Genomic DNA, 26,346 nt, shown 5'->3' on the forward strand with positions numbered 1-26,346 from the left:
AAGGAGTTTTCCGTTTCGACTGCGCCGGAAGTGGGGCGAATTATAGGCCTCCAGAATCTGCCGTCAACCCCTAATTTGATTTTTCTATCAGTCGACTCAAAAAGCCCGCTTATATATAGACGCAACACAAGCGAATGCGCAGTATATTGCCCATCACTCAGTTAGTGCCTTCTACTGCCTTTACTATCGGACGATGCCGCGCAATGAACGACCAACCCCGCAGTCTTGTATCCATCCTGTTTCCGGTTGGCCTGATATTGATCGCCATGGCATCGATCCAGTCTGGCGCTTCTCTGGCCAAAAGCATGTTCCCCATCGTGGGCGCCCAAGGCACAACGACGCTACGTCTGATGTTCGCCAGCGTGATCATGCTGCTATTGCTGAGACCCTGGAGGGCAAAGCTGACGGCCAAATCGCTGCGCACCGTGATCGTGTACGGGATGGCGTTGGGCGGCATGAACTTCCTCTTCTATATGTCCTTGCGCACCGTGCCGCTCGGCATTGCGGTGGCGCTGGAGTTCACCGGGCCGCTGGCCGTCGCCATCTACGCTTCCCGTCGTGCAATCGACTTCCTCTGGATTGCCCTCGCGGCCGTCGGATTGCTGCTATTGATACCTACAGGTGCAGCGACAGCGGGTCTAGACCTTACCGGTGTGGCCTATGCGCTTGGTGCGGGTGTTTGCTGGGCGCTTTACATTCTCTTCGGCCAGAAAGCTGGCGCTGACAACGGCGTGACGACTGCAGCTCTGGGAGTGATGATCGCAGCCCTGTTCGTTGCGCCCATCGGGATCGTCCACGCCGGCGCCGCATTGCTGACGCCGTCATTGATCCCGATAGCGATTGGTGTCGCGATTCTTTCCACAGCTCTGCCCTATACCCTGGAAATGGTCGCCCTCACCCGCATGCCCGCTCGTACTTTCGGTACGCTGATGAGCATTGAGCCGGCATTTGGTGCGCTATCGGGGCTGCTGTTCCTGCAGGAATATCTCTCCTTGTCACAATGGATGGCCATCCTGTGCATTATTCTGGCTTCCGTCGGAGCAACGATGACCATGGGCAGCCATGCCAAGCCCGTGATTGCGGCGGATTGAAAGCGGTTGTAACGAAGGTCTGGCATTTGCCGCTCATTTAGGCCATGTTTAGCCTCGCAACTCAGTGCCAGATATGGACTTTTTCGGATAGGGACATCGGAACGCGTCAAGCGAGAGCGAATGCAGGCAGACCCGAGCGCCAGACTCGAGGCCGCCATAAGGACGGTAATGAAACGAATTTTGATACTGATCGCCGTACTCGCCATTTCGGGATGCGCGGCGACCTCCAAGGCTCAGGTAAAGCACGGCAAAAAAGGGCTGCACATCAACTGTTCAGGGCTCTCCTCCTCCTGGGACAAGTGCTACACCAGTGCCGCCAACTCCTGTGCGCCAAAGGGTTATAAAGTCATCGCCAAGTCCGGGGATGCGGTGGAAGAGCCGGGTGATTATCCCTTCGGTCTCAACCCCGCCGGCTATACCAGCCGAAGCATGATCGTCATCTGCAAATAAACCGCCGCCGCTATTGTGCTCGCTGAACGGCGAGCTGGCGGCCGATCTCTTCGTGACTGGACTCCAGCACCCGTTGCTGGATCTGCGGGGACGCCAACATCCGCGCCACCACCAACGCCCCGACACATTGCGACAGAATGGCCCAGGCCAGGCTGTCGCTCTCCAGAATCTGCGCCCAACTTTCCTGAAGCCGACAAATCCACAGTTCGGCCTGTTCCCGCACGACGACATCCGACCGAGCAATCTCAGCGCCCAGCGCAGGTAACGCGCAACCCAGCTCAGGCTGCTCGACATGAGCCATGTTCAGATAGAGTTTCAGGCATCGCTCCAAACGTTCACGATCCTGCTCACCGCGCCCACCCAACCGCTCCAGGCTCTGACACAACTCGCGCTCGACGATAGCCGCGAACAAGGCGTCCTTGGACGAGAAATGACTGTAGAACGCCGCGCCACTCAGGCCGATCGTCTTCATCAGGCCATCGACACCCATCGTTGAAAATCCGCTTTTTTTCGCAGACAGCGAGCTGCTTTGCAGCAGCTTTTCTTTGGTTTCAAGCTTGTGACCGGCGGAGTACCGCATGCATTCATCCTCGCAATTGACTGCCTTGACGCTGAGCAAATCCTAGCATAACGTTCGTTCACTTAACGATCGTTTACTAAAGGGATCCACCCATGAATAACAAGAAGGTCGTATTGATTGTCGGTGCAGGTGATGCCACAGGCGGCGCCATCGCCAGGCGGTTCGCCAAGGAAGGTTTCATCGCTTGCGTCACACGGCGCAGCGCCGACAAATTGCAACCGTTGGTGGAAGCCATCCAGGCAGACGGCGGCGAAGCCCACGGTTTTGCCTGCGATGCGCGCAAGGAAGAAGACGTCATTGCGCTGATCGAAGATATCGAAACCCGTCTCGGGCCAATCGAAGCGTTCGTTTTCAACATCGGCGCCAACGTGCCTTGCAGCATTCTCGAAGAAACGGCGCGCAAGTATTTCAAGATCTGGGAAATGGCCTGTTTCTCAGGGTTTCTCAATGCCCGCGAAGTGGCCAAGCGCATGGTGACCCGCCAACGTGGCACCATTCTGTTCACCGGCGCTACCGCCGGGCTGCGCGGCGCCTCCGGTTTCGCCGCATTCGCCGGGGCCAAGCACGGCATCCGCGCACTGGCGCAAAGCATGGCCAGGGAACTCGGCCCGATGAACATTCACGTTGCCCACATCGTGGTCGACGGCGCCATCGATACCGACTTCATCCGCAGCAACTTCCCCGACAAATACGCAACCAAGGATCAGGACGGTATTCTCAATCCCGAGCATATCGCCGAGAACTATTGGTACCTGCACAGCCAGCCAAGGGACGCCTGGACCTTCGAGCTGGATCTGCGCCCCTGGAACGAACGCTGGTAATCCCTTCCAATAACAACAACGAGTGCAGCGACCATGAGCAAAACCGTGGAGTTCTACTTCGACCTCGGCAGCCCCGCCACCTATCTGGCCTACACCCAACTGCCAGGAATCTGCGCCGAGACCGGCAGCCAGCTGATCTATATCCCGATGTTGCTGGGCGGCGTATTCAAAGCCACCGACAATGCTTCACCGGCGATGATCCCGGCCAAGGGCCGCTACATGTTTCAGGATCTGGACCGCTACGCCAAACGCTACGGCGTGCCCCTTAAATTCAATCCGCACTTCCCGATCAATACCCTGATGTTGATGCGCGCTGTCACAGGTATTCAACTGCGTCATCCAGAACGCTTCCTGGCGTTCATCGACTGCCTGTTCAAAGCGCTGTGGGTTGAGGGTCGTAGCCTCGATGAACCGGCAACGGTGGCAGCCGTGCTGACCGAACATGGCTTCAATCCTGAACAGGTACTGGCACTGACCAATGATGAAGCGGTCAAGGCTGCCCTCAAGGACAACACCGAGACGGCCGTGAAGCGTGGCGTCTTCGGCGCGCCGAGCATGTTCATCGGCAACCAGTTGTTCTTCGGTCAGGATCGGCTCGACTTCGTTGAAGAAGCCCTGCGTTAGATCTCTACTACAAGACGTCCCCGGGCTGCTTTCGATGAAAGCAGCTCATGGGCCTCGCCAGCTGACTCAAGCGTGAACCGACGCGCATCGAGCAGTGGCTTCACCTCTCCAGCTTCGATCAACAAGGCAACCTGGCGCAGGATCTCGCCATGATGCTCGCCACCCTTTCCAGTCAGCAGCGGCAACAAGGTAAACACGCCAGAGTAGGTCGCCCCCCTGAAGGACAGCGGCGCCAGACTATGCTGCCCCCAGCCCAGGCAACTCAAGACATGGCCGTGATAGATCCGTGCAGCCTTGAAGGACGCATCCAGCGTTTCACCGCCAACCGTGTCATAAACGATATCGAACCCCTCCCCCGCCGTGTATTGGCTGACATAGTCCTCGACCGACATTTCACGGTAATCAATGAACGTCGCGCCATAACCCTCAATAATTCCGCGCTTCCCCGCAGACCCCGTCGCAAAAACCTCGGCACCGAACGCGCGGGCAATTTGCACCGCCACATGCCCAACGCCACCCGCACCGCCGTGAATCAATACTTTTTGCCCGGCACTCACCCGAGCCCGATCCACCAGGCCTTCCCAGGCAGTAATCAGCACCAGCGGTAAACCTGCGGCCTCACGCATGCTCAGGTTGACCGGTTTACGCGCCAGAAGCCGCGCATCAACCACCGCAAATTCGGCCAGCGAACCCTGCACGCCGCCAATGCCGGTTGCCAACGCATAAACTTCATCGCCCGGCGCCCAGCCCTGCACGCCCTCACCCACCATCTCGATCACCCCCGCCAGATCCAGCCCCAACACCGCCGGCAACGGCTGTCGGGCATGAGCAGCCTGCCCCGCACGGATTTTAAGATCCAGCGGATTCACTCCACTGGCCTTGATCCGCACCAACACCTGCCCGACCCCGGCCGCGGGGCGTTCAAGGGAAACCAAGCGTAGCGGACCGTTAGCGGTGTCCACCATCAGCGCGCGCATGTGCAGTGAGTCAGTCATTTCGGTCATTCCTGTGGGAGAAAGTGAAGCCATGTTCTCCCAACCGACTCATGCCGATAAGACGCCGAATGACTATAGTGATCATGCCAAACCAGCATGAATGAGGCGCTCCGTGGACAAGCTCAACGCAATGGCAATCTTCGTCCGGGTGGTCGAGCGCGGCAGTTTTTCCGCCGTGGCCCGGGAGCTGCAGACCACCCAACCCACCATCAGCAAGGTTCTGCGCGCCCTTGAAATCCAGTTGGGCGGCAAGCTGATTGCCCGCAGTACACGCAAGTTGTCGCTGACCGATGAAGGTCAGCGGTACTACAACGAATGCCGAAATATCCTCGCAGCCGTGGATGCTGCCGAACACAGCTTCCAGTCCGGCAGAGAAACGGTGGCCGGGTCGCTGCGGATCGGCTCCTCGGTCAGCTTCGGTCGGCTACAGATCGCCTCGCGTCTGCCCGGTTTTCTTGAGCGCTACCCGCAAGTGCAGATTGACCTGCATCTGAACGACCAGAACCTGGATCTGGTCAGCGAAGGCCTGGATGTCAGCCTGCGCATCGGCGAGTTGAACGACAGCGGCATGATCGCCCGTCGAATCGGCACCACCCATCGCGTCACCGTCGCGGCACCTGCCTATCTGCAACGCCATGAACATCCGCAATCACCACAGGATCTTGTGCTGCACAACTGTCTGCAATTCAACCTGCTCGAATCGCAGAATCTGTGGACTTACGAAAAGAACGGACAACGCTACGAGGTGCGCATCAAAGGCAATGCACAGAGCAACAACTCCGAGGCAATCCGTGAAATGGTCTTGGAAGGGTTGGGTATTTCGCTGTCGCCGATCTGGCTGTTCAGCGAGGATTTGAAGGCCGGTCGAGTGGTCGCCCTGTTGCAGGACTACCAGACCCGATCACTGCCGATACACGCGGTGTCCCCGGCGAACCGTCGCCAGTCCGCCAGGGTCAACGCGTTTGTCGAGTACATGACTCAGGCGCTGGCAGCAGCGCCCGAGCTTCAACCTCTTAAATAGCGGCCGTGCGCGTGTTTAACCACGCCAGCGACTCACCACTGAGCAACGGGCTCAAACGCTCGCGCACTTCGGCGTGATAGGCGTTGAACCACTGCTTCTCTTCCTGCGTCAGCAAGGACGGTTCCAGGCAACGGGTATCGATCGGGCACAGGGTCAGGGTTTCGAACTTGAGGAATTCGCCGAACTCGCTGCTTCCAGCCAGAACGTTCATCGCCAGGTTCTCGATGCGCACACCCCAGCGGCCCGGACGGTAAGTGCCCGGCTCGATGGAGGTGATCATTCCAGGTTGCATGGCGGTTTGCGGCGCTGGCGCAGCCTGATAGGCGATCACCTGCGGACCTTCGTGCACATTGAGGAAATAACCCACGCCGTGACCGGTGCCATGGCCGTAATCCACGTTTTCGGCCCAGATCGGCGCACGGGCAATCGCATCCAGCAGTGGCGACAGAATGCCTTTCGGAAAATGCGCACGGGACAAGGCGATCACGCCCTTCAACACTCGGGTGCAATCGCGTTTCTGTTCTGCGCTCGGCGTGCCGACCGCCACCATACGAGTGATGTCAGTGGTACCGCCCAGGTATTGGCCGCCGGAATCGATCAGCAGCAAGCCGTCGCCCTCGATCACCGCGTGCTCTTCCGGGGTGGCGTGGTAATGCGGCATCGCGCCGTTGGCGTTGTACGCAGCGATGGTGTTGAAACTCAGCGACACATAATCCGGGCGACGCTCACGGGCCGCCGTGAGTTTCTCGTCGATGGTCAGCTCGGTAATGCGCTCGCGGCCCCAGGCCGATTCCAGCCAGGTGAAAAACTCGCACAGCGCCGCGCCGTCCTGTTCCATCGCCTGACGGATGTGCTCGGCATCCGCCGGGCTCTTTTGTGATTTGGCGAGGGTGGTCGGGTTCAGGCCTTCGACCAGTTTCACGCCACTGTCGAGGTTGCCCAGCAGGCCGCTGGTCACCCGTGCCGGGTCCACCAGCAGGCTCGCGCCGTTCGGGATCGCACGCAAGGCGTCAGCAATTTCGCTGTAGTCGCGCAGGGTCACGCCATCCTTTTCCAGGACTGCGCGCAGATCAGTGTCGACCTTGCTCAAGGCCACAAACAGCGTGGCTTGTTGCTGACCGATCAAGGCAAAAGAAACGAACACCGGGTTGAACGACACATCGCCGCCGCGCAGGTTGAACAGCCAGGCGATGTCGTCGAGGGTGGCGATGAAGTGCCAATCGGCGCCGCGTTCCTGCAGGGTTTCACGCAGTTGGGCGAGTTTCTCGCCACGGCTGACGGTCGCCTGCGGCGGCAAGTGTTGATAGATCGGCGCGTTCGGTAGGCCCGGACGGTCGCTCCAGACTTCGTTCAACAGGTCGAGGTCGGTCCGCAGGCTGGCGCCGCGCGCTTCGAGCTTGCTGCCCAGGGTCCGCGCCGACGCCACGGCCATTACCGCGCCATCGACCGCGACCACGCCACCTTCCGGCGTCTGCTCGGCCAGCCAGTCCAGCGGGCTCGGCTGGCCCGGTTGCAACTTGACCAGCTCGATGCCGCTGCCCTTGAGCTCCTTGGTCGCCTGTTCCCAGTAACGACTGTCGGCCCAGACCCCGGCGAAATCAGTGGTGACAATCAATGTCCCCACCGAGCCATGGAAACCCGACAACCACTGCCGCCCCTGCCAGTAACCCGGCAGGTATTCCGACAGGTGCGGGTCGGCGGACGGCACCAGCAGTGCGTGGATGCCTTCGCGACGCATCAGTTCGCGGGTGTGCGCCAGGCGCTGGGGAACCGTTCCTTCGGTCAAAGTCTGGGTACTCATCGTGTCTCCTGCCAATCACTTCATCGTTATTGTTCGGTGCCGTTCGAAGTCGGCTCGTTAAAGCCCTGTCGCCCAGAATGCCGGAGCACTGGCGCAGGCGGTCTTGATCAGATCTACAGCCTTGTCGATGTCCTCGGCGGTGGTGAAACGACCGAGGCTCAGACGAATGGTACGGCCGGCCAGATGCGCATCGTGCCCCAATGCCAGCAGTACGTGGGACGGTGTGTTGCTGGCAGAGTTGCAGGCCGAAGTCGCAGAGAACGCGATCGAATGGCTCAGCGCCGCCGGGTTGAACTCGCCTTCGCTGAAGGTCAGGCTCAGGGTATGCGGGATACGTTGGCTGGCGCTGCCGTTGAGGCGTACGCCGGGCAGGCTCAACAGTTGTTCGAGCAGTCGCTCGCGCAGCGCGACGATGGTTTTTTTCTCGTCATCAAAAGCCGCAGCAGCCAGGGCAAAGGCCGAGCCCATGGCGGCGATCTGGTGAGTGGCCAACGTCCCGGAACGCAATCCGCCCTCGTGGCCGCCACCGTGAATCTGCGCCTGCAAGCGCTGTTGCGCACGTGGGCCGACGTACAGCGCGCCGATGCCTTTGGGGCCGTAGAGTTTGTGCGCCGAGAACGACATCAGGTCCACTGGCCACTGCGCCAGATCGATCGCGACCTTGCCGGCGCCCTGTGCAGCATCAACATGGAACAGCGCTTCGCGCCCGCGCACCACTTCGCCGATGGCCGGGATGTCGTTGACGGTGCCGAGTTCGTTGTTGACCAGCATCAACGACACCAGAAAGGTGTCGTCGCGCATCGCTTCGCTGACCGCTTGCGCAGTAATCAGACCTTCCGCGTCCGGCACCAGATAGGTCACGGCGACACCGGCGTCCTGCAATTGCCGGGCAGTGTCGAGGATGGCCTTGTGTTCGATCTGACTGGTGATGATGTGACCGCCGGACACGCCACGGGCCTGGGCCACGCCTTTGAGAGCAAGGTTGTTGGATTCGGTGGCGCCAGAGGTCCAGACGATCTGTTGCGCCTGGGCGCCGACCAGTTCGGCCACCTGTCGGCGGGCGTTCTCGACGGTTTTTCGGGCCTGCTGGCCAAAGGCGTGGGAACTGGAGGCCGGGTTGCCAAAGTTACCGTTGAAACCCAGACACTCGACCATCACCTGGATGACCCGCTCATCCACCGGGGTGGTGGCGGCGTAATCGAAATACAGCGGACGTTCGTTCATAAAAAGACTCGCAGAGCGTGTTCCGGGATCAGGAAGCTCGTGTCTACAAACGGCACGGCGCAGCCTTGTGAGCTGCGCCCGGGTTCGAGAGCGTCATCAATACCTGATCGGATGCCGTTAAAGAAGTAGGGCTTCATTAAAAGTGCGTAGGAACGCTCCTGAACACGACTTTAACAGGCATCGGGCCGGCGGTTGTAGCACTGCGTCAGCTAAAGCTTTCAAGGAGTAACGGATAAAGCGAAATCACCAGCAGCGCGGCCATGCCCCAGTTGAACACCCGCAACCAGCGACGATCCTTGAGCACGTTGCGCAGCAAGGTCCCGCACGCCGCCCAGACGCCGACGCTCGGCAGGTTGATGATGGCAAACACCGCCGCAATCACGATCACGTTGGTGAAATAACCCTGCATCGGCGTGTAGGTGCTGATGGCGCCAATGGCCATGATCCAGGCCTTGGGATTGACCCACTGGAAGGCTGCCGCGCCGAGGTAGCTGATCGGTTTCGCCTCGCCTGACTCACTTTCCCCGACCGGGCCGGAGTGAGCAATTTTCCATGCCAGGTACAGCAAGTACGCCGCGCCGACGTAACGCAGAACCGTATAGAGAAGAGGATAAGTCTGGAACACCGCGCCCAAACCAAAACCCACCGCCACCACCAGCACAAAAAAGCCGCAGGTAATGCCGAGCATATGGGGGATGGTGCGGTTAAAGCCGAAATTCACGCCCGATGCCAGCAACATGGTGTTGTTCGGCCCCGGCGTGATCGAGGTGACAAGGGCAAACAGGGCAAAGCCCAGCAACAAGTCGAGCGAGAGGGTCATGGCAGGCAGTCCGTCAGGGTCATTCAGGTGTTGACCCTATCCCACGGCGCCGCGCAAACCCACGGACAGTTGGGTAAAACTTCGAGCAGTACAGTTGCGGATCAGCTAGGACGACCGTGCAGCTGTACGGTCCGCTCCGCGCTCATTTCACTCTTGTTATCAAACCCGAAAGTCTTCTGTGACTGGCCAAGCAGTTGGGCTTTCTTCGCGTGGTACTCCTCGAACGACAAGCCGCTGCGGTTCAGGGTTTCCAGCGCCAGTTCGCGGGTTTCTTCCGCGGTGTAAGGGCGCAATTCGGGGGAAACGTGGCTCGCGCAACCGGCGAGAACAGAGACAGCGAGCATCAGGGAAACAGTCAGTAAACGATTCATGGGAGCGTCCTGGCGAGCAGTGTGGGTCGATGGAGAAAGGCTACGCCCGGGCACGCTCCGGCAGAAATCAACGCTTTCAATAGTGGCTATCAGGATTCGAGCAGGTCAGTCCCGAATATTCACAAACGATCTATCAATATCAATTAACAGTCTTTTACGGAATAACAATCAGCCTTTATAAAACCTTCAGCACGTTCGGCACTGTTGTTCCAGCAACTGTTTCCCAGGCAACAGCGGTTCAACAAACCGGCCTGAAAGTCACATGAGCGCAGCCACCGATAACGCTCAAAGCCCCGGAATACGGGCCTCACAGGAATTGGTACAGCGCTTGCTCTGCTCCAGTGACTACTCACTGCTCGTCGAGCAACTGTTGAAAAAGGAACTGACCATGTCGCGTCCACTGAAAGTCGTCGCCCTGTCCGGCGGAACCTGGCGTCCGTCCCGCACCCTGGTGCTGACCCAGGCCCTGCTGACCGAATTGTCCGGGCACTTGCCCGTCGAGAGTCACCTGATCGAATTGGGCGACATCGCCCGCCCGCTCGGCGCCGCGCTGTCCCGTCAGGAACTACCGGCCGAGATCGAAGCCGAGCTGCAAGCCATCGAACAGGCTGACCTGTTGATCGTCGCCGCGCCGGTGTACCGCGGCTCCTATCCGGGGCTGCTCAAGCACTTGTTCGACCTGATTGATCTCAATGCATTGATCGACACGCCTGTGCTGCTCGCCGCCACCGGTGGCAGCGAACGCCATGCGCTGGTCCTCGATCATCAGTTGCGCCCGCTGTTCAGTTTCTTCCAGGCCGTGACCCTGCCGATCGGCGTGTACGCCACCGAGGCCGATTTCGCCGACTACCAGATCACCAGCGAGCAACTAAAAGCGCGCATCCGTCTGGCCGCCGAACGCGCCGCGCCGCTGTTTGGTGCTCACCTCAAACCGTTGCTGAAAATCGCTTAAGGAGCTGTTCATGGATGTTTTCTGGTTCCTGCCGACCCACGGCGACGGTCACTATCTGGGCACCACCCAAGGCGCGCGTCCGGTCACACTCAATTACCTGAAACAGGTGGCGCAAGCCGCCGACAGCCTTGGCTACCACGGCGTGCTGATTCCCACCGGGCGTTCCTGCGAGGACTCGTGGGTGATCGCTTCAGCGCTGGTGCCGCTGACCGAACGCCTGCGTTATCTGGTGGCGATCCGTCCGGGGATCATTTCACCGACGGTTTCAGCCCGCATGGCCGCGACCCTGGATCGACTGTCCAACGGTCGCTTGCTGATCAACGTCGTGACCGGTGGTGACCCCGACGAAAACCGTGGCGACGGCAGTTTCCTCAGCCACAGCGAACGCTACGAAGTCACCGACGAATTCCTCAAGATCTGGCGTCGCGTGTTGCAAGGCGAGGCGGTGGATTTCGAAGGCAAACACCTGAAGGTGCAGAACGCCAAAGCCCTGTATCCGCCGGTGCAGAAACCCTATCCGCCGCTGTACTTCGGCGGTTCCTCCGACGCGGCCCACGATCTGGCCGCCGAGCAGGTCGACGTGTACCTGACCTGGGGCGAACCGCCGGCCGCCGTCGCCGAAAAACTCGCCGACGTGCGTGAACGCGCCGCCCGTCACGGGCGCAAAGTGAAGTTCGGCATCCGCCTGCATGTGATCGTGCGCGAGACCGCCGAAGAAGCCTGGAAAGCCGCCGACAAACTGATCGAACACATCAGCGATGAAACCATCGAGGCCGCGCAGAAATCCTTTTCCCGCTTCGACTCCGAAGGCCAGCGGCGCATGGCCGCTCTGCACGACGGGCGCCGCGACAACCTGGAAATCGCCCCCAACCTGTGGGCCGGCGTCGGCCTGGTGCGCGGCGGGGCCGGCACCGCGCTGGTCGGCGATCCACAACAAGTGGCGGCGCGGATCAAGGAATACGCAGACCTGGGCATCGAGAGTTTCATTTTCTCCGGCTATCCGCATCTGGAAGAGGCCTACCGTTTTGCCGAGCTGGTCTTCCCGCTGCTGCCCGAGCCGTACGCGAGCCTGGCCGGACGCGGCGTGACCAATCTCACCGGGCCGTTCGGCGAAATGATCGCCAACGATGTACTGCCCGCCAAAGCCAACGCTTGAGGAAGACCGAGTGACTGCCAAACCGCAAAGCACCCTGCTCTCACCCTTGCAGACCGCCCGACAACTGGCCGCCGAATTCGCCCTGACCGCCGTCGAACGCGACGAGCGTGGCGGTACGCCGAAAGCCGAACGCGACGCCCTGCGCGACAGCGGTCTGCTGGCCCTGAGCATTCCCACCCGATACGGCGGCCTCGGTGCGCGCTGGAGCGAAACCCTGGAAGTCGTGCGCGAATTCGCCAAGGTCGACAGCTCGATCGCCCACGTCTTCGGTTTTCATCATTTGATGCTGGCCACCGTGCGCCTGTTTTCCCGCCCGGAACAATGGCAACCATGGTTCGAACAGACCGCGCGGCAGAACTGGTTCTGGGGTAACGCGCTCAATCCGCTGGACACCCGCACCGTGGTCAAGGACCTGGGCGGCTGGCGCGAGTTTTCCGGCAAGAAGAGCTTCTGCTCCGGCGCCAGCGATTCACAAATGCTGATCGCCTCGGCGGTGGACGAAAGCAACGGCGGCAAACTGCTGATCGCGGCGATCCCCAGCGGCCGCAGCGGCATCACCCTGCACAACGACTGGAACAACATCGGCCAGCGCCAGACCGACAGCGGCAGCGCCACGTTCGAACGGGTACGGGTCGAGGAATCGGAACTGCTGCTGGATCCGGGTCCGTTGAGTACCCCGTTCGCCTGTTTGCGCCCATTGATCGCACAACTGACGTTCACGCATATGTTTCTCGGTATCGCCGAAGGTGCCTTTGAAGAAGCGCGGCAATACACCCTCAGCGAAACCCGCGTCTGGCACAAATCCTCGGTGCGCGAGGTGCGCGAAGATCCGTATGTGCTGGCCCATTACGGCGATTTCTGGGTCTCCCTCGAAGGCATCCGTCTGCTGGTGGAACGCGCCGCCACGTTGCTCGACGAGGCGTGGGCCAAAGGCCCGAACCTCAGCGCCGAAGAACGCGGTCACCTGGCCACGGCGATTGCCACCGCCAAGGTCGCCGCCAGTCGCCAGGGCCTGGAGATTTGCAGCCGACTGTTCGAAGTCACCGGCGCCCGTTCGACCCACGCGTCGCTGCGCCTCGACCGACACTGGCGCAACCTGCGCACGCAAACCCTGCACGACCCGCTGGATTACAAACTCCACGAGCTGGGCGACTGGGCGCTGAACCAGTCCCTGCCGGTGCCGACGTTCTATTCCTGATTTCCTTTCGTGGAGCGAGACCCATGCAACTGCTGACCCTACCGCCCTCACCCGCCCTGGCCACGTCGATCCGCGCCACCGCCCAGGTCTTCGAAGACCCGAAGTCCCAGGCCCTGCTCGCGCATCTGCAACAAGTCGCGCCGAGCGAAGCCAGCGTGCTGATCATCGGCGAAACCGGCACCGGCAAGGAGTTGGTGGCGCGGCACATCCACAACCTGAGCAACCGGCGCAACCGGCCATTCATTGCGGTGAACTGCGGGGCGTTCTCCGAATCACTGGTGGAAGCCGAACTGTTCGGCCATGAAAAAGGCGCCTTCACCGGCGCCCTCAGCGCCAAGGCCGGGTGGTTCGAAGAGGCGGATGGCGGCACTTTGTTCCTCGATGAGATCGGCGATTTGCCGATGGCGATCCAGGTCAAACTGCTGCGGGTGTTGCAGGAGCGCGAAGTGGTCCGCCTGGGTTCGCGCAAGAGCATTCCCATCGATGTACGGGTGCTGGCGGCGACCAACGTGCAACTGGAGAAAGCCATCAACGCCGGGCATTTCCGCGAGGATCTGTATTATCGGTTGAACGTGGTCAATCTGGAGCTGAGCCCGTTGCGCGACCGACCCGGCGACATTCTGCCGCTGACCCGGCATTTCATCGAGGCTTACAGTCAGCGTCTGGGTTACGGACGCATCACCATCAGCCCCGGCGCCGAGCACAAGCTGCGCGGCTACAGTTGGCCGGGCAACATTCGCGAGCTGGAAAACGTCATCCATCACACGCTGCTGATCTGCCGTAACGGCGTGATCGAGCGCGATGATCTGCGCCTGTCGAACCTGCGTATCGATCGCCCGGACGACCAGCATTCCAATGTCGACGACTCACCGGAAGCGCTGCTCGAACGCGCTTTCCAGAAGCTCTTCGAACAACAGGCCGGCGCGCTGCATGAAAAGGTCGAGGACGCGTTGCTGCGTTCGGCCTATCGCTTCTGCCACTACAACCAGGTGCACACCGCCGCGCTGCTCGGCCTGAGCCGTAACGTGACCCGCACGCGGCTGATCAAGATCGGCGAACTGGCAGTCAACAAGCGACGACCCACAGAAAACCTGCAAGGCGAACGCTTGATCCAGTTGTCGATCTAGCCCACCAATTGGCAGTGCAAGCCATCGTCATGACTGCGGGCGATGCTGCTCAGCACCTGGAATGAACCGAAGGTCACGGTGCGCGCCTGATGGGTGCGGATCAACTGCCAGAAGTCCTGCTCGCCGGTTTCGAAACTCTGGAACGCCGCCTCCCCCGCCTCGCGGGATTGCCATTGCAGGAACCCCAACACACGCCGGCCATCGTCACTGGCCTGAACGCTGGCGCTGACGAATCCGGCATAACGCTGGGCCAGACGCTCGGTCTGCACGGTCAGCGCCGAGACCAGCGCCGGTTGTTGGGCGGGTTCGATTTCAAATTCGATCAATTGGGTGAAGCTGCGGTTTTTCGCTGGTGCTTGCATGACATCCCCACTCTGTCAGGTGAATCTTGCGGTTCGAAGGCCTGCAGGGTAAAACCTCGAGTTAACTAGAGGTCAAGGGGCAATGTTCAAATGGTCGCAGCGGAAAATGTGCACAGGCAACTCACCGTCGGCGAAGTCGCGGCCCGCAGTGGCGTGGCCGTCACTGCCCTGCATTTCTATGAATCCAAAGGTTTGATCAAAAGCCAGCGCAATGCCGGCAACCAGCGGCGTTACCCGCGGGAAGTGTTGCGGCGGGTGGCGTTGATCAAGGTGGCGCAACGGCTGGGCATTCCACTGGCGGAAATCGGCGAGGCGCTGAAACAGTTGCCGGACAACCGCGCACCGACGGCGGCGGACTGGAAAGTGTTGTCGGAACAGTGGCGGCGGGAGCTGGATGAGCGAATCAATCAGTTGATGCTGCTTCGGGATCGACTGACCGGCTGCATCGGTTGCGGATGCCTGTCGATGGAGGCGTGTCCGCTGCGCAATCAGGGGGATGTGCTGGGCGAACAGGGGCCAGGAGCGCACTTTCTCGATATCCCCACCTGAGGGCTCCCTTTTCGTGGGAGCCCTCAGATCACTCCATCAGAAGCCCGGCGCAATCTGCCCTTTGTAGCGGGTCAGAATGAACTGACGCACTTCATCGGAATTCAACGCCTTGGCCAGTTTCTGCAGGCCCGGATCGTTGATGTTGTCGGGACGTGCGACCAGAAACTCGATGTACAGGCTTTTGCCCTTCTCGACGATCAGCGCGCTGTTGGTGTCGATCCCGGCTTCCAGCGCGTAGTTGGCGAACACGAAGGCCAGGTCCACCTGACTCACGGAACGGGCCAGCAACGCACCTTCCAGTTCACGGATTTTCAGGTGCTTGGGGTTTTCGACGATGTCGCGCTGGGTGGCCAGGGTGTTGCTCGGATCCTTGAGTTTGATCAGCCCCGCCTCGTGCAACAACACCAGGGCGCGGCCAGTGTTTACCGGGTCGTTGGGGATCGACACGCTCGCGCCGTCCTTCAGCTCCGAAATGTTCTTGATCTTGGTCGAGTAGGCGCCGAACGGTTCGATGTGCACGCCGACCACCGGCACCAGATTGGTATGGCGGGTCTTGTTGAAATCATCGAGAAACGGCCGGTACTGATAGTAGTTGGCGTCGAGGTTTTTCAGCGCCAGTTGCTGGTTGGGCTGGATGAAGTCGGTGAAGACCTTGATGTCCAGATCCACGCCTTCCTTGGCCAGGGTCGGTTTGACGAACTCGAGGATTTCCGCGTGCGGCACCGGGGTGGCACCGACGATCAGTTTTTCGTTGGCGTAGGCGCCGAACGACAGAACGGCAGCCAGAACGGCCAGGGTCTTTTTCATGTTGTGCTCCAAGGCAGATTTGAGTGGCCGTCGTGGGGTGAACGTGGGGCCTTTATGGGTTGAAATTGTTTTGTCAGCGTCGGCTGAAGTGCGCCACCAGTCGGTCACCGGTCATTTGCAGGGCCTGCACCAGAATCAGCAGCAACACCACGGTGACCACCATCACGTCGGTCTGAAAGCGCTGATAGCCGTAGCGGATCGCCAGATCGCCGAGCCCGCCGCCACCGATCACGCCGGCCATCGCCGTGTAATCCACCAGCACGATGGCCGTAACGGTCACCGCGGCGAGCAACCCGCCCCGGGCTTCCGGCAACAGGGTGTGGCGAATGATCTGCCAGGTGTTGGCGCCCATGGCCTGGGTCGCCTCGACCACGCCGCGATCGACTTCGCGCAACGCGGTTTCCACCAGTCGCGCAAAGAACGGTGTGCAGCCGACCACCAATGGCGGAATGGTGCCCGGCACGCCCAGCGAAGTGCCCACCAGCAGCGTGGTCAGCGGAATCAACACGATCAGCAAAATGATGAACGGCAGCGAACGCAGCATGTTCACGATCACTGACAGCACCCGATACACGCCGACCGTTTCATGCAACTGGCGCTTGCCGGTGAGAAACAGCAGCAGCCCCAGCGGCAGGCCCAGCAACACCGTGAACAGCAGCGCCGCGCCGAGCATGCTCAGGGTGTCGAGACAGGCCTGGGCAATGTCGGCCCAGTAAATGTGTTTGAACCACTCGGCCATGATCAGGACCAGTCGTGACGCGGAGGTTTGATGCCGTTGAGCAGCCAGTTGCCGACCACGTGGTATTTCCAGCGCACCGGGTCATGCAGTGTGTGGACCCGGGCGTTGCGCCAGTGACGGTCGAAGTTGTGCTTCTTCAGGGTCGAGCGGGTGCCACCGAGTTCGAACAACTTGTTGCTGGCCTCGATGGCGATTTCGGTGGTCAGTACTTTGGCCTTGGCCACGGCCAGGGACGCCAGCGCGACGTTGTCTTCATCGGGGGCCGGGCGCGCGGCGTCGAGCGCCCAACCGGCGCGTTCGAGCAGGGCTTCGGCGGCTTCCAGACGGATTTCCAGTGCGCCGATCTGAATGATCGTCAGCGGATCTTCGCTGGCCTTGTCCACCCCCGCGTCGATCCATGGCCGGGCAAACTGACGAACGAATTCAACGGTGTCGCGCAGCGCCGCCCGGGCGATGCCGGCGTCGATGGCAGCGGTGGTCAACTGGGCGAACGGCCCGGCCAGGGTCGGGCTTTCGTAGGAGCGATAAGTCGGGAACAGATTGAACGGCGCCACCTGCAGATCTTCTGCCAGCACCATACCGCTGGACGTGGTGCGCTGGCCGATGCTGTCCCAGTCATCGACGATCACCAGCCCTTTCGTGCCGCGCTCGACAAAGGCCAACTGGCCCTTCTGTTCTTCATCCAGCGCCAGCACCGCCAGCCAGTGGGCGTAGAGAGAACCGGTGCAGTAACCCTTGCGGCCGTTGATCACGAATCCGTCGCCATAACGGCGGATGGTCGCCTGAATGTCCTGCACGTTCTTGCCGCCGGTTTCCGACAGCGCATTGGCGAAACGATGACCTTGCAGCGCCAACTCAAAAAAATGCGCCTGCTGCGCCGGCGTGCCTTGCAGGCGGATGTCTTCGAGCAGGCAGTAATGGTTTTGCGGGATCTGTCCGAGGGACGGATCGGCGGCGGAAATGATCGCGATCACCTGGGCCAGCACCGCGTAGGACACCTGGGCGCCGCCGTACTCCTTCGGCACGCTGATGCCCCACAGACCACTGTTGGAATACAGGTCGACGATCTCGGCGGGCACTTCACGGCTGCGGTCGCGCTCGGCGGCGTGCTCCTGCAAAACGGCGGCGACCTGTGCGGCCACGCGCAAGGCTTCGGCGGCGTCGGCGATACGGTGGGCGGCCGGCGGGTTGATCGGATAAACGGCAGATTCAGACATGGATGACTCTCGGTATCGGTGTTGTACCGGGTCATTGCAGCTTCTGTGCCTGACTGACAGGCTTTGTTTTTCGGGGCTTTCAGCGGACTTCCGCAGGATAGAACGATGAAAACCCGCGCATTCTGTTGCTTCACTGTCGATGGCTGAACACTGCTCGTCGGGTACTCGGTCGGGCCGGCGACACACGCCTATAGTTGAGCGACCGGTAACCCCGGCGAAGGCACACCTTCAACCCCCCATAAAATCAGGGCGACAAAAACAAGGAGTACGCCATGAGCGTTCAACCTATTCCCGAGGGGTATCACAGCATTACCCCGTATCTCGGCATCCATAAGGCCGCCGAGGCCATCGATTTCTATAAAAAGGCGTTCGGCGCCACCGAAGTCATGCGCCTGGCCATGCCCGACGGCGGTATCGGCCACGCCGAACTGCGCATCGGTGACAGCGCAATCATGCTCGGCTCGCCGTGCGATCAAGGTCCGTTGAGCAATCCGGACAAAGCCGTGTCCGTCGGCTTGCATCTGTACGTGACCGATGTCGACAAGTCGTTCCAGCGCGCACTGGATGCCGGGGCGACAGCCGTGTCCGAGGTCAAGGATCAGTTCTACGGCGACCGCAGCGGTACATTGAAAGATCCGTACGGGCATCTGTGGTTTCTGGCCACGCGCAAGGAGGACCTGACCCAGGAGCAGATCGAGCAGCGGGCGAAAGAACTGTTCCAGCAGGGTTAGCAACAACGAATGTCCATTCCCGCGCAACGCGCGGGGATGGGCGAACACGATTCATGAACCGTCGAACCACGCTTCACGCCTTGTCATGAACGCCCGGCGATTTCAGGATGCAGGCCAACCGCCTGAATAAAGGATCACCCCCGATGTTTGCCGGATTCGTCAAAGACCAGCGCCACGTCAACGGCGTGGACATCACCTACCGCATCAAAGGCAGCGGGCCGGGCCTGCTGTTGTTGCACGGGCACCCGCAGACCCACGTCATCTGGCACAAGGTCGCCGAGCAACTGGCGGAGCACTTCACCGTGGTCGCCGCCGACCTGCGCGGTTACGGCGACAGCGGCCGACCGCCGGCCGATGAGCGGCACACCAGCTATTCCAAACGCGAAATGGCCCGCGACGGCGTGGAACTGATGCAAGCGCTGGGCTTTACGCAGTTCTCGATCCTCGCCCACGACCGTGGGGCCCGAGTCGCCCATCGCCTGGCCCTCGATCATCCCGCCACCGTGCAACGCATGGTGTTGCTGGACATTGCGCCGACCCTGGCGATGTACAGCCAGACCAACGAAGCCTTCGCCCGGGCCTACTGGCACTGGTTTTTCCTGATCCGCCCGGCGCCGCTGCCGGAAACCCTGATCGAAGCCGATCCCGAAGCCTATCTGCGCAGCGTCATGGGCAGCCGCAGTGCCGGGCTCAAGCCGTTCACTGACGAAGCGTTCGCTGAATACCTGCGTTGCCTGAGCCTGCCCGGCAGCGCCCGTGGGATCTGCGAGGACTACCGGGCCAGTGCCGACATCGATCTGGAACATGACCGCGCCGACCTCGAGGCCGGCCATCATCTGAGCTTGCCGCTGCTGGTGCTGTGGGGCGCCGAAGGCACGGTCGGTCGTTGCTTCGACCCGCTCAGGGAATGGCAACAAGTGGCCACCGATGTGCGCGGCAAGCCTCTGCCCGCTGGTCATTACCTCGCTGAAGAAGTGCCGGAACTGTTGCTCGCCGAAGCACTGACGTTCCTGCGCTGAGCCATCCTTTCCTCCCGCTCACCACAACGCCGACCGGCGTCGTGGTGAGATTGCGGTCGCGAAACATTTACTTTCACATCCTTCATCGGGATTTGCTTCGGTCATCCGTCTTATAGAGATGCGGGCCAGTCGCGTAGGCAAAAGCCACGACCGGCCCATCAGGGACTCCCGCGCTGCGAAGCCCGTAGTGGCCGAGTCCTCTCACCGAATCAAGACCCGTCATCATGTCGAAGAAATCCCGCTCGAAACTGTGGTTCCTGGTACACAGCTGGCTAGCGTTGCCGATCTGGTTTTTTGTCCTGATTGTCTGCGTCACCGGCACCCTGGCGGTGGTCAGCCAGGAAATCGTCTGGCTGGTGAACCCGCAAATGCGCGCCACCCAACCCTCTGACGATGCCCCGCTACTGGGCTACGACCAGGTCATCGCCGCGATCAAGACTGCCGAACCGCAGTTGCTGGTCGAACGCATCAGTCGCCCCGACGAATCGCATTTCGCGCTGGAGGTGAACGTCAGTCAGCCTGACGGGCGCTCGGTGACGGTCTACGTCAACCCTTACACCGGTGTGATTCAGGGCACCGCACCAGACTTCAATTTCCGTGCCTTCACCCGAGCCTTGCACGGCTGGTGGCTGGTGCCGTTCACCAACGGTTACAGCTGGGGCTGGTATCTGGTGTCCTTCCTGGCACTGCCGATGCTGGCGTCACTGGTGACCGGGCTGGTGGTCTACAAGCGTTTCTGGAAGGGCTTTTTCAGCCCGACCCTGCGCCTGCGTCACGGTGCGCGGATTTTCTGGGGCGATTTCCACCGCCTCAGTGGCATCTGGTCGATCTGGTTCATCGCGGTGATCTCCGTCACCGCCGTGTGGTTTCTGATCGAAGCCATTCTTTCCGACAACCATATTTCCATCTCCAGCGAGCCAATCATCGCGGCCATGTCCCGTGAAGGCGTGCCGTTGTCCGCTGATGGTTCGCCTCCGCCACGGGTCAGCCTCGATCACGCCATCGAAATTGCTCAGCAACGGATTCCCGGGTTCGAAGCCAGCACCATCAATCTGCCCGGCAACGCCTACAGCCACCTCGATATCCGGGGACGCGGCTGGTATCCGCTGATGTTCCAGTCAGCCACGCTCAATCCCTACAGCGGTGAAGTGGCGGCCTCGCGCCTGCTCTCCGACCGAACCTCCCTAGAGTTCGTCACCGAGTCCATGCGTCCGCTGCACACCGGCGACTTCGGCGGACTGTGGATCAAGCTGATCTGGTTCTTCTTCGGGCTGGTGCTGAGCATGATGGTCCTCAGCGGGCTGTTGATCTGGACCAAGCGCACCGCGCTGGCCACCGCCAACGCCCTCAAGCGCGAGAACAAGAAACAGCGCGTTCAGGCACAACCGGCCCTGCACCGTGAACCGTCGGAGGCCAACCTGTGAGCAAGTTCACTCCCATGGCTCAGCCCTCACGGCTGAGCGTGATCTGGCATAAATGGCGCTTCCACATCAACGTGCTGCTGTTGCTGATTCCGCTGGGATTCATGCCCAGGTACTTCGCCGATCAGGCGTTGTTTCGCGGTGACAGCGGGCTGGGTGAGCGCGAGATCGGCGAAGTCCAGGTGGGTCCGTGGAGCCTGCGTCTGGCCGAGTTTCGCAACGAAGCGCCGCTTCCCGACGGTGCAGCCGGCTATCTGAAAGGGTTTAGCGCCGCGCTGTGCGAGGCCTGTGTCGAACAGGTCAAGGCCACCTACCTGCGCATCGGCAAGCCACGCAGCCTGCGCGCCGCCGGTTCGATCTTCTTCGGCACGCCTTACAGCATGGGCACGCAGATGCCCGTCCCGGACAAAACCAGAGCCGACGCCGAACTGTGGATCACCATGGAAGGCTGGGACGGCAGCATGCACCAAGCCTCGATTCCGCTGAGCCAGGCCTCACCCGCCACTATTGCCTGGCTGAACAAACAAGGAGCCAAACCATGAGCCGCCCCTCCCGTCTGAGCATGAGCACCGCATTGCTGGTGCTGTGTGCCGGTTTCAGCGCCAGTGCCCTGGCCCACAACCCGATGTGCGAGTGCAAGGCCATCGATGCCGAGCAGATCAAATGCACCGGCGGTTTCTCCGACGGCAGCGGCGCGCCGGGGGTGACCCTCGATGTGATCGGCTACGACGAAACCATCCTGGTGCCGGGCAAGCTCGGCGCCGATTCGACCCTGACCTTCAAGAAACCCGGCGCCGAGTTCTACGTGCTGTTCGACGCCGGCCCCGGCCATGTCGTCGAAATCGACCAAGCGGATATCGAAGCCCCATGACCACGCCGACCACTCAAGTTGTTCGCCCCGCCGGTGCCGGCCATGAAACCCTCAATGTGCTGCTGATGTGCCTGCTGATCCTCGCGGTCGCCGGCTCCGTGGTGGCGTGGCGCGGGGTGTCCCACGAACCCGAACCGGTTTCCAGCCATCAGCTCGACGCCCGCCGCGACCTCGGTGCCAGCGAGCAAGGCATCTACGCCGACCTGCGAGTAACCCTCGACGAGATCCACCTGTTGCGTGAAGAACAGCAAGCGCTGCCGACCCCACAGAACCTGGCGGATGAAGGTTTCGTGCCGTTCGCCCAGGACGCCAGCTCCGTGAGCCGTGGCGGCCATGCCTGGCAATTGCTGGCCAATGCCGCCTACTACGGCCACAGCCAGGCACCGGCCGTGGCCGGCTCGTTTCTGATGCGCCTGAACGACGCTGCGCCGGACATCTGGCTCAACCGCGCCGCCGATCTGCAAGCGCCGACAGACCTGTCCGACGCGGCACTGACCGCTGCCGGATGGAAACAGATCGTCGCGCAATTCGATGCCGGGGTGACCCGCGAACATCGTCATTGAACCCTCGCCTTCATTCGAGAGAAGACCGCTTGCCCATGCCTAGTTCATCTCAACGCCGTCCTTTCCTGCGCCTGCTGCTGATCGGCCTGTGCGCCTGCCTGCTGAGCCCGCTGGCCAGCGCCGATCCGGCCAAACGCCTGCGCATCGGCATCACCCTGCACCCTTATTACAGCTATGTGGCGAACATCGTCGGCGACAAGGCCGACGTCGTGCCGCTGATTCCCGCCGGCTTCAACCCGCACGCCTACGAACCCCGCGCCGAAGACATCAAGCGCATCAGCGGGCTGGACGTGATCGTGCTCAACGGCGTCGGCCATGACGACTTCGCCGACCGCATGATCGCCGCCAGCGAAACACCGAACATCAAGACCATCGAAGCCAACGAGAACGTGCCGCTGCTGGCCGCCACCGGAGTCGCAGCGCGCGGTGCCGGCAAAGTGGTGAACCCGCACACGTTCCTGTCGATCAGCGCCTCGATTGCCCAGGTCAACAACATCGCCCGGGAACTCGGCAAGCTCGACCCGGATAACGCCAAAACCTACACCCAGAACGCCCGCGCCTACGGCAAACGCCTGCGGCAGATGCGCGCCGATGCCTTGGCCAAACTGACCCAGGCGCCAAACGCCGAACTGCGGGTCGCCACGGTGCACGCCGCTTACGACTACCTGCTGCGCGAGTTCGGCCTGGAAGTGACGGCGGTGGTCGAGCCGGCCCACGGCATCGAGCCCAGCCCGAGCCAGTTGAAGAAAACCATCGATCAACTGCGCGAACTGGATGTGAAGGTGATCTTCTCCGAGATGGATTTCCCGTCCACTTACGTCGAGACCATTCAACGCGAATCCGGTGTGAAGCTGTACCCGCTGTCGCACATTTCCTACGGCGAATACACCGCCGACAAGTACGAAAAGGAAATGACCGGCAACCTCAACACCGTCGTTCGGGCAATTCAGGAGTCCGGCGCATGACGGCTCAGGAAAACCTCTCAATCATCAGCAGTGGCCCGACCCTGGAATTTGCCGAGGTCAGCCTGACCCTCGGTCGCACGACGATTCTGGACAAGGTGACCTTCCAGGTGCAGCCCGGCAGCGTGCACGCACTGGTGGGCCCCAACGGCGGCGGCAAGAGTTCGCTGATCAAGACCCTGCTCGGGCAGATGCCGCATCAGGGTCGGCTCAGCCTGCAATGGCCCGGCGAGCCCGGCACTATCGGCTACGTGCCGCAGGCGCTGGAATTCGATCGGGGTCTGCCGATGACCGTCGATGATTTCATGGCCGCCATGTGTCAGCGTCGCCCGGCGTTTCTCGGCCTGAGCAAACGCTACGCCGGCGCCATCGGTGAGGCGCTGGAGCGGGTCGGCATGCAGGACAAACGCAAGCGCCGGATGGGCGCGTTGTCCGGCGGTGAGCGCCAGCGGGTGCTGCTCGCTCAAGGCCTGATCCCCGCCCCGCAATTGCTGGTGCTCGATGAGCCGATGTCGGCCCTGGACGAAGCCGGGATCCAGGTATTCGAACGCCTGCTCGGCGACTGGCGCGCGGCGGGCATCACCGTGCTGTGGATCGAACACGATCTGGAAGCCGTCGGGCGTCTGGCCAATCGCGTCACCGGCCTCAACCGCCGGGTGCTGTTCGACGCCACCCCGCAACAGGCCCTGACCCCGGAACGCCTGCTGACCCTGTTCTCGACCCATCCACGGAGCGCTGCCTGATGAGTTACGAAGCCTTTCGTTTGATGGTGCAGGGCTGGGCCACCTCCGGTTACCTGCCGGAAGCCCTGGCCTACGGTTTTGTGGTCAACGCGCTGCTCGCCGGCCTGTTGATCGGCCCGGTGCTCGGCGGTCTCGGCACGTTGGTGGTGGTCAAGCGCTTTGCGTTTTTCTCCGAGGCGGTCGGTCACGCGGCGCTGACCGGCGTGGCCATCGGCATCCTGCTCGGCGAACCCTACACCGGGCCGTACGGCAGCCTGTTCGGCTACTGCCTGTTGTTCGGCATCCTGCTCAATTACCTGCGCAACCGTACCGGCCTGGCCCCGGACACGCTGATCGGCGTGTTCCTGTCGGTGTCCCTGGCGCTGGGTGCCAGCCTGCTGCTGATCCTGGCGGGCAAGATCAACGTGCACATTCTGGAAAACGTACTGTTCGGCTCGGTGCTGACGGTCAACGGCAATGATCTGGCGGTGCTGGCCATCGTCGGTTCGCTGGTGATGGCCCTGGCCTTGCCGCTGTACAACCGCATCATGCTCGCCAGTTTCAACCCACAACTGGCAGCGGTGCGCGGTGTTGCCGTGAAGACTCTGGATTACCTGTTCGTGATTCTGGTGACCCTGATCACCGTCGCGGCGGTAAAAGTCATTGGCGCGATTCTGGTCGGCGCGCTGCTGGTGATTCCGGCAGCGGCGGCTCGTTTGCTCAGCCAGTCGCTCAAGGGCTTTTTCTGGTGCTCGGTGCTGATCGCCACGGTCAGTACGCTGTGCGGGATTCTCGCGCCCATCGTGTTCGACCTGCCGATTCCGTCCGGCGCCGCGATCATCTTGGTCGCCGGTATCGGCTTCGCCCTCGCCGCCATTGCCCGGGGCGTCGTCCCCAGTCTGAAAGGGAACCTTGGATAAATGTCTTTCTCACTGCGACAACTGACCCTGGCCATCGCCCTGTGCAGCGTGACCACGACCACCGTATTCGCCGCCGAAAGCGCCAAACCGCTGCGGGTGCTGGCCTCGTTGCCAATCACCTACGGTCTGGGTGAAGTGCTGCTCAAGGGCACCGACATCAGCCTCGAACGCGCAGCGCCGGCGAATCTGCCGGGCAGCCGCCAGACCGCGTACTTCACCGGACGCGGTGCTCCAGAGCTGAGCAAACTGGCCACCGGCGCCGATGCGGTGATCGGCGTGCGCTCGCTGTGGGCCGATGATCCGCTGTACCCGATTGCCCGACGCAGCAACATCCGCATCATCGAAGTCGATGCCGCCCGCCCGGTGGACGGCGCCCTGCCCGGCATCGCCGTGCAACCGGGGCTGAACGTCGATGGCCTGAACAGCCAGCCGTGGCTGGCCAGCAACAACATGGGGCGCATGGCCGACGTGATGGCGGCAGACCTGGTGCGTCTGGCGCCGAAGGACAAACCGAAGATCGAGGCCAATCTGGCCGCATTGAAACAGCGCCTGCTGAAACTCAGTGCCGATAGCGAGGCGCGTCTGGCCAGTGCCGACAATCTGAGCGTGATGAGCCTGAGCGATCACTTCGGCTATCTGATCGGCAGCCTGAACCTGGAGTTGATCGGACAGGACCCGCGACCGGACGCCGAATGGACACCGGAAGACCTGAAGAAATTGACTGCAACGCTCAAGGACAACAACGTGGCGGTGGTGCTGCACCATCGGCAACCGTCGGACGCCGTGAAAGCGGCAATTGCCGAGTCGGGCAGTCATTTGCTGGTGCTGAGCACCGATGCGGCGGATCCTGTGGCAGAACTGGAAGGGAATGTGGATGCACTGCTCAAGGGCTTGAGCGGCGCGTAACACCGTTCCTCCGGACATGAAAAAACCCGCTGACTGTTTCCAGTCCAGCGGGTTTCTTTTTTGGCCGGTGACTTACTGTGCAGCCGTTTGCGCTTCCATCTTCTGGCGCAGGCTCAGCGGGCGCATGTCGGTCCAGGTTTCTTCGATGTAGGCCAGGCATTCCTTCTTCAGGCCGCTCTTGCCCACGGTGCGCCAGCCTTCCGGAATGGCCTTGTAATCCGGCCAGATCGAGTACTGCTCTTCGTGGTTGACCACGACCTGAAAGAGGATGTCCTCGCGGTCGAATACTGACGTCATGCTGTGTCTCCATCGTTGTAGGGGTGGGC

31 protein-coding genes are annotated in these 26,346 nt (G+C 61.5%); 20 read left to right on the forward strand and 11 right to left on the reverse strand.

Annotated elements, in window-relative coordinates; genetic code table 11:
- Window positions 1–203: 203 nt before the first annotated feature.
- Both rhtA and AC1RR7_RS24760 read left to right on the forward strand, forming a co-directional pair.
- On the forward strand, window positions 204–1,091 hold the full coding sequence (rhtA, locus tag AC1RR7_RS24755) for a threonine/homoserine exporter RhtA (RefSeq protein ID WP_102620395.1): 888 nt from the start codon (window positions 204–206) through the stop codon (window positions 1,089–1,091).
- A 168-nt stretch (window positions 1,092–1,259) separates the two neighbouring features.
- Window positions 1,260–1,541 carry a hypothetical protein gene (locus AC1RR7_RS24760; RefSeq protein ID WP_096821152.1) on the forward strand — a complete coding sequence of 94 codons (282 nt, stop codon included), beginning with the start codon at window positions 1,260–1,262 and terminating at the stop codon, window positions 1,539–1,541.
- Between the two features lie 10 nt (window positions 1,542–1,551).
- Here the strand turns inward: AC1RR7_RS24760 and AC1RR7_RS24765 are convergent, their stop codons facing one another.
- On the reverse strand, window positions 1,552–2,121 hold the full coding sequence (locus tag AC1RR7_RS24765) for a TetR/AcrR family transcriptional regulator (protein WP_096821145.1): 570 nt from the start codon (window positions 2,119–2,121) through the stop codon (window positions 1,552–1,554).
- 92 nt (window positions 2,122–2,213) lie between these two features.
- Between AC1RR7_RS24765 and AC1RR7_RS24770 the strand changes: the two genes are divergently transcribed.
- The gene (locus tag AC1RR7_RS24770) at window positions 2,214–2,942 is read left to right on the forward strand and encodes an SDR family oxidoreductase (protein ID WP_493158635.1); all 729 of its coding nucleotides are present in this window, start codon (window positions 2,214–2,216) and stop codon (window positions 2,940–2,942) included.
- Between the two features lie 33 nt (window positions 2,943–2,975).
- Window positions 2,976–3,566 (forward strand): 2-hydroxychromene-2-carboxylate isomerase, encoded by a 591-nt coding sequence (locus tag AC1RR7_RS24775; protein ID WP_493158636.1) that lies wholly within the window; start codon window positions 2,976–2,978, stop codon window positions 3,564–3,566.
- Here the strand turns inward: AC1RR7_RS24775 and AC1RR7_RS24780 are convergent.
- Window positions 3,563–4,561, reverse strand: a complete 999-nt coding sequence (locus tag AC1RR7_RS24780) for a zinc-dependent alcohol dehydrogenase family protein (RefSeq protein WP_493158637.1) — start codon at window positions 4,559–4,561, stop codon at window positions 3,563–3,565. The genes AC1RR7_RS24775 and AC1RR7_RS24780 overlap by 4 nt on opposite strands.
- Before the next feature lie 112 nt (window positions 4,562–4,673).
- Here AC1RR7_RS24780 and AC1RR7_RS24785 point away from each other — a divergent pair, with 112 nt between their 5' ends.
- A complete protein-coding gene (locus AC1RR7_RS24785) occupies window positions 4,674–5,582 on the forward strand; it encodes a LysR family transcriptional regulator (protein ID WP_493158638.1) in 909 nt (302 codons plus the stop codon).
- Here AC1RR7_RS24785 and AC1RR7_RS24790 read toward each other — a convergent pair.
- From AC1RR7_RS24790 to AC1RR7_RS24805, 4 genes are all read right to left on the reverse strand, one after another.
- Complete coding sequence (locus AC1RR7_RS24790; RefSeq protein WP_273539447.1) at window positions 5,575–7,383, reverse strand: aminopeptidase P family protein; 1,809 nt, start codon at window positions 7,381–7,383, stop codon at window positions 5,575–5,577. The genes AC1RR7_RS24785 and AC1RR7_RS24790 overlap by 8 nt on opposite strands.
- A gap of 57 nt (window positions 7,384–7,440) precedes the next feature.
- Window positions 7,441–8,607: an aminotransferase class V-fold PLP-dependent enzyme gene (locus tag AC1RR7_RS24795; RefSeq protein ID WP_493158639.1), complete on the reverse strand. Its 1,167-nt coding sequence runs from the start codon at window positions 8,605–8,607 to the stop codon at window positions 7,441–7,443.
- 205 nt (window positions 8,608–8,812) lie between these two features.
- Window positions 8,813–9,427 carry a LysE family translocator gene (locus AC1RR7_RS24800; RefSeq protein WP_085710685.1) on the reverse strand — a complete coding sequence of 205 codons (615 nt, stop codon included), beginning with the start codon at window positions 9,425–9,427 and terminating at the stop codon, window positions 8,813–8,815.
- 101 nt (window positions 9,428–9,528) lie between these two features.
- A complete protein-coding gene (locus AC1RR7_RS24805) occupies window positions 9,529–9,798 on the reverse strand; it encodes a hypothetical protein (protein WP_102620403.1) in 270 nt (89 codons plus the stop codon).
- A gap of 388 nt (window positions 9,799–10,186) precedes the next feature.
- Here AC1RR7_RS24805 and msuE point away from each other — a divergent pair, with 388 nt between their 5' ends.
- Genes msuE through AC1RR7_RS24825 form a run of 4 tightly spaced genes read left to right on the forward strand, consistent with a single transcriptional unit; the run spans window position 10,187 to window position 14,231 of the window.
- Window positions 10,187–10,750, forward strand: a complete 564-nt coding sequence (msuE, locus tag AC1RR7_RS24810; protein WP_096821151.1) for an FMN reductase — start codon at window positions 10,187–10,189, stop codon at window positions 10,748–10,750.
- A 10-nt stretch (window positions 10,751–10,760) separates the two neighbouring features.
- On the forward strand, window positions 10,761–11,906 hold the full coding sequence (gene ssuD / locus AC1RR7_RS24815) for an FMNH2-dependent alkanesulfonate monooxygenase (protein ID WP_007955828.1): 1,146 nt from the start codon (window positions 10,761–10,763) through the stop codon (window positions 11,904–11,906).
- 10 nt (window positions 11,907–11,916) lie between these two features.
- On the forward strand, window positions 11,917–13,104 hold the full coding sequence (locus tag AC1RR7_RS24820) for an acyl-CoA dehydrogenase family protein (protein ID WP_493158640.1): 1,188 nt from the start codon (window positions 11,917–11,919) through the stop codon (window positions 13,102–13,104).
- A gap of 23 nt (window positions 13,105–13,127) precedes the next feature.
- A complete protein-coding gene (locus AC1RR7_RS24825; RefSeq protein WP_096821136.1) occupies window positions 13,128–14,231 on the forward strand; it encodes a sigma-54 interaction domain-containing protein in 1,104 nt (367 codons plus the stop codon).
- Here the strand turns inward: AC1RR7_RS24825 and AC1RR7_RS24830 are convergent.
- Complete coding sequence (locus AC1RR7_RS24830; protein ID WP_102620404.1) at window positions 14,228–14,593, reverse strand: antibiotic biosynthesis monooxygenase; 366 nt, start codon at window positions 14,591–14,593, stop codon at window positions 14,228–14,230. The two genes, AC1RR7_RS24825 and AC1RR7_RS24830, sit on opposite strands and share 4 nt — an antisense overlap.
- A gap of 90 nt (window positions 14,594–14,683) precedes the next feature.
- Between AC1RR7_RS24830 and soxR the strand changes: the two genes are divergently transcribed.
- Window positions 14,684–15,142: a redox-sensitive transcriptional activator SoxR gene (gene soxR / locus AC1RR7_RS24835; RefSeq protein ID WP_493066416.1), complete on the forward strand. Its 459-nt coding sequence runs from the start codon at window positions 14,684–14,686 to the stop codon at window positions 15,140–15,142.
- 36 nt (window positions 15,143–15,178) lie between these two features.
- Here the strand turns inward: soxR and AC1RR7_RS24840 are convergent, their stop codons facing one another.
- From AC1RR7_RS24840 to AC1RR7_RS24850, 3 genes are all read right to left on the reverse strand, one after another.
- Window positions 15,179–15,949, reverse strand: coding sequence for a MetQ/NlpA family ABC transporter substrate-binding protein (locus AC1RR7_RS24840; RefSeq protein ID WP_493158641.1), 771 nt, complete (start codon window positions 15,947–15,949; stop codon window positions 15,179–15,181).
- A 73-nt stretch (window positions 15,950–16,022) separates the two neighbouring features.
- Window positions 16,023–16,688, reverse strand: coding sequence for a methionine ABC transporter permease (locus AC1RR7_RS24845; protein WP_493158642.1), 666 nt, complete (start codon window positions 16,686–16,688; stop codon window positions 16,023–16,025).
- 2 nt (window positions 16,689–16,690) lie between these two features.
- Window positions 16,691–17,905, reverse strand: coding sequence for an SfnB family sulfur acquisition oxidoreductase (locus AC1RR7_RS24850; RefSeq protein ID WP_493158643.1), 1,215 nt, complete (start codon window positions 17,903–17,905; stop codon window positions 16,691–16,693).
- 272 nt (window positions 17,906–18,177) lie between these two features.
- Between AC1RR7_RS24850 and AC1RR7_RS24855 the strand changes: the two genes are divergently transcribed.
- From AC1RR7_RS24855 to AC1RR7_RS24900, 10 genes are all read left to right on the forward strand, one after another.
- The gene (locus AC1RR7_RS24855) at window positions 18,178–18,636 is read left to right on the forward strand and encodes a VOC family protein (RefSeq protein WP_096821131.1); all 459 of its coding nucleotides are present in this window, start codon (window positions 18,178–18,180) and stop codon (window positions 18,634–18,636) included.
- Between the two features lie 143 nt (window positions 18,637–18,779).
- On the forward strand, window positions 18,780–19,655 hold the full coding sequence (locus AC1RR7_RS24860) for an alpha/beta fold hydrolase (protein ID WP_493158644.1): 876 nt from the start codon (window positions 18,780–18,782) through the stop codon (window positions 19,653–19,655).
- Between the two features lie 224 nt (window positions 19,656–19,879).
- Window positions 19,880–21,079, forward strand: coding sequence for a PepSY-associated TM helix domain-containing protein (locus tag AC1RR7_RS24865; protein ID WP_096821129.1), 1,200 nt, complete (start codon window positions 19,880–19,882; stop codon window positions 21,077–21,079).
- 14 nt (window positions 21,080–21,093) lie between these two features.
- Complete coding sequence (locus AC1RR7_RS24870) at window positions 21,094–21,618, forward strand: PA2404 family protein (protein WP_493158718.1); 525 nt, start codon at window positions 21,094–21,096, stop codon at window positions 21,616–21,618.
- Window positions 21,615–21,947, forward strand: a complete 333-nt coding sequence (locus AC1RR7_RS24875; protein WP_096821127.1) for a hypothetical protein — start codon at window positions 21,615–21,617, stop codon at window positions 21,945–21,947. The genes AC1RR7_RS24870 and AC1RR7_RS24875 overlap by 4 nt, the downstream gene beginning before the upstream one ends.
- On the forward strand, window positions 21,944–22,510 hold the full coding sequence (locus AC1RR7_RS24880) for a DUF6162 family protein (RefSeq protein WP_273540245.1): 567 nt from the start codon (window positions 21,944–21,946) through the stop codon (window positions 22,508–22,510). Before AC1RR7_RS24875 ends, AC1RR7_RS24880 begins: the two co-directional genes overlap by 4 nt.
- A 35-nt stretch (window positions 22,511–22,545) precedes the next feature.
- The gene (locus AC1RR7_RS24885; protein ID WP_102620413.1) at window positions 22,546–23,475 is read left to right on the forward strand and encodes a metal ABC transporter substrate-binding protein; all 930 of its coding nucleotides are present in this window, start codon (window positions 22,546–22,548) and stop codon (window positions 23,473–23,475) included.
- A complete protein-coding gene (locus AC1RR7_RS24890) occupies window positions 23,472–24,215 on the forward strand; it encodes a metal ABC transporter ATP-binding protein (RefSeq protein ID WP_273540246.1) in 744 nt (247 codons plus the stop codon). The genes AC1RR7_RS24885 and AC1RR7_RS24890 overlap by 4 nt, the downstream gene beginning before the upstream one ends.
- Window positions 24,215–25,114: a metal ABC transporter permease gene (locus AC1RR7_RS24895; RefSeq protein ID WP_096821123.1), complete on the forward strand. Its 900-nt coding sequence runs from the start codon at window positions 24,215–24,217 to the stop codon at window positions 25,112–25,114. The genes AC1RR7_RS24890 and AC1RR7_RS24895 overlap by 1 nt, the downstream gene beginning before the upstream one ends.
- Window positions 25,115–26,020: a metal ABC transporter substrate-binding protein gene (locus AC1RR7_RS24900; RefSeq protein ID WP_493158645.1), complete on the forward strand. Its 906-nt coding sequence runs from the start codon at window positions 25,115–25,117 to the stop codon at window positions 26,018–26,020.
- A 72-nt stretch (window positions 26,021–26,092) separates the two neighbouring features.
- Here AC1RR7_RS24900 and AC1RR7_RS24905 read toward each other — a convergent pair whose 3' ends face one another.
- Window positions 26,093–26,317, reverse strand: coding sequence for an MbtH family protein (locus AC1RR7_RS24905; RefSeq protein ID WP_192558608.1), 225 nt, complete (start codon window positions 26,315–26,317; stop codon window positions 26,093–26,095).
- Window positions 26,318–26,346 lie beyond the last annotated feature (29 nt).

The sequence above is a fragment of the Pseudomonas sp. GW821-FHT11G12 genome (genome assembly GCF_058808055.1).

What these genes read in the sequence shown, in the direction of transcription:
- AC1RR7_RS24800 (WP_085710685.1), bottom strand. Translation starts at nt 9,427, where the DNA reads ATGACCCTCTCGCTCGACTTGTTGCTGGGCTTTGCCCTGTTTGCCCTT.
- msuE (WP_096821151.1), top strand. Translation starts at nt 10,187, where the DNA reads ATGTCGCGTCCACTGAAAGTCGTCGCCCTGTCCGGCGGAACCTGGCGT.
- AC1RR7_RS24865 (WP_096821129.1), top strand. Translation starts at nt 19,880, where the DNA reads ATGTCGAAGAAATCCCGCTCGAAACTGTGGTTCCTGGTACACAGCTGG.
- AC1RR7_RS24775 (WP_493158636.1), top strand. Translation starts at nt 2,976, where the DNA reads ATGAGCAAAACCGTGGAGTTCTACTTCGACCTCGGCAGCCCCGCCACC.
- AC1RR7_RS24895 (WP_096821123.1), top strand. Translation starts at nt 24,215, where the DNA reads ATGAGTTACGAAGCCTTTCGTTTGATGGTGCAGGGCTGGGCCACCTCC.
- AC1RR7_RS24860 (WP_493158644.1), top strand. Translation starts at nt 18,780, where the DNA reads ATGTTTGCCGGATTCGTCAAAGACCAGCGCCACGTCAACGGCGTGGAC.
- AC1RR7_RS24885 (WP_102620413.1), top strand. Translation starts at nt 22,546, where the DNA reads ATGCCTAGTTCATCTCAACGCCGTCCTTTCCTGCGCCTGCTGCTGATC.
- AC1RR7_RS24795 (WP_493158639.1), bottom strand. Translation starts at nt 8,607, where the DNA reads ATGAACGAACGTCCGCTGTATTTCGATTACGCCGCCACCACCCCGGTG.
- AC1RR7_RS24905 (WP_192558608.1), bottom strand. Translation starts at nt 26,317, where the DNA reads ATGACGTCAGTATTCGACCGCGAGGACATCCTCTTTCAGGTCGTGGTC.
- ssuD (WP_007955828.1), top strand. Translation starts at nt 10,761, where the DNA reads ATGGATGTTTTCTGGTTCCTGCCGACCCACGGCGACGGTCACTATCTG.
- AC1RR7_RS24880 (WP_273540245.1), top strand. Translation starts at nt 21,944, where the DNA reads ATGACCACGCCGACCACTCAAGTTGTTCGCCCCGCCGGTGCCGGCCAT.
- AC1RR7_RS24830 (WP_102620404.1), bottom strand. Translation starts at nt 14,593, where the DNA reads ATGCAAGCACCAGCGAAAAACCGCAGCTTCACCCAATTGATCGAATTT.
- AC1RR7_RS24855 (WP_096821131.1), top strand. Translation starts at nt 18,178, where the DNA reads ATGAGCGTTCAACCTATTCCCGAGGGGTATCACAGCATTACCCCGTAT.
- AC1RR7_RS24780 (WP_493158637.1), bottom strand. Translation starts at nt 4,561, where the DNA reads ATGACTGACTCACTGCACATGCGCGCGCTGATGGTGGACACCGCTAAC.
- AC1RR7_RS24765 (WP_096821145.1), bottom strand. Translation starts at nt 2,121, where the DNA reads ATGCGGTACTCCGCCGGTCACAAGCTTGAAACCAAAGAAAAGCTGCTG.
- AC1RR7_RS24790 (WP_273539447.1), bottom strand. Translation starts at nt 7,383, where the DNA reads ATGAGTACCCAGACTTTGACCGAAGGAACGGTTCCCCAGCGCCTGGCG.
- AC1RR7_RS24770 (WP_493158635.1), top strand. Translation starts at nt 2,214, where the DNA reads ATGAATAACAAGAAGGTCGTATTGATTGTCGGTGCAGGTGATGCCACA.
- AC1RR7_RS24825 (WP_096821136.1), top strand. Translation starts at nt 13,128, where the DNA reads ATGCAACTGCTGACCCTACCGCCCTCACCCGCCCTGGCCACGTCGATC.
- AC1RR7_RS24760 (WP_096821152.1), top strand. Translation starts at nt 1,260, where the DNA reads ATGAAACGAATTTTGATACTGATCGCCGTACTCGCCATTTCGGGATGC.
- soxR (WP_493066416.1), top strand. Translation starts at nt 14,684, where the DNA reads ATGGTCGCAGCGGAAAATGTGCACAGGCAACTCACCGTCGGCGAAGTC.
- AC1RR7_RS24875 (WP_096821127.1), top strand. Translation starts at nt 21,615, where the DNA reads ATGAGCCGCCCCTCCCGTCTGAGCATGAGCACCGCATTGCTGGTGCTG.
- AC1RR7_RS24840 (WP_493158641.1), bottom strand. Translation starts at nt 15,949, where the DNA reads ATGAAAAAGACCCTGGCCGTTCTGGCTGCCGTTCTGTCGTTCGGCGCC.
- AC1RR7_RS24890 (WP_273540246.1), top strand. Translation starts at nt 23,472, where the DNA reads ATGACGGCTCAGGAAAACCTCTCAATCATCAGCAGTGGCCCGACCCTG.
- rhtA (WP_102620395.1), top strand. Translation starts at nt 204, where the DNA reads ATGAACGACCAACCCCGCAGTCTTGTATCCATCCTGTTTCCGGTTGGC.
- AC1RR7_RS24850 (WP_493158643.1), bottom strand. Translation starts at nt 17,905, where the DNA reads ATGTCTGAATCTGCCGTTTATCCGATCAACCCGCCGGCCGCCCACCGT.
- AC1RR7_RS24805 (WP_102620403.1), bottom strand. Translation starts at nt 9,798, where the DNA reads ATGAATCGTTTACTGACTGTTTCCCTGATGCTCGCTGTCTCTGTTCTC.
- AC1RR7_RS24845 (WP_493158642.1), bottom strand. Translation starts at nt 16,688, where the DNA reads ATGGCCGAGTGGTTCAAACACATTTACTGGGCCGACATTGCCCAGGCC.
- AC1RR7_RS24900 (WP_493158645.1), top strand. Translation starts at nt 25,115, where the DNA reads ATGTCTTTCTCACTGCGACAACTGACCCTGGCCATCGCCCTGTGCAGC.
- AC1RR7_RS24870 (WP_493158718.1), top strand. Translation starts at nt 21,094, where the DNA reads ATGGCTCAGCCCTCACGGCTGAGCGTGATCTGGCATAAATGGCGCTTC.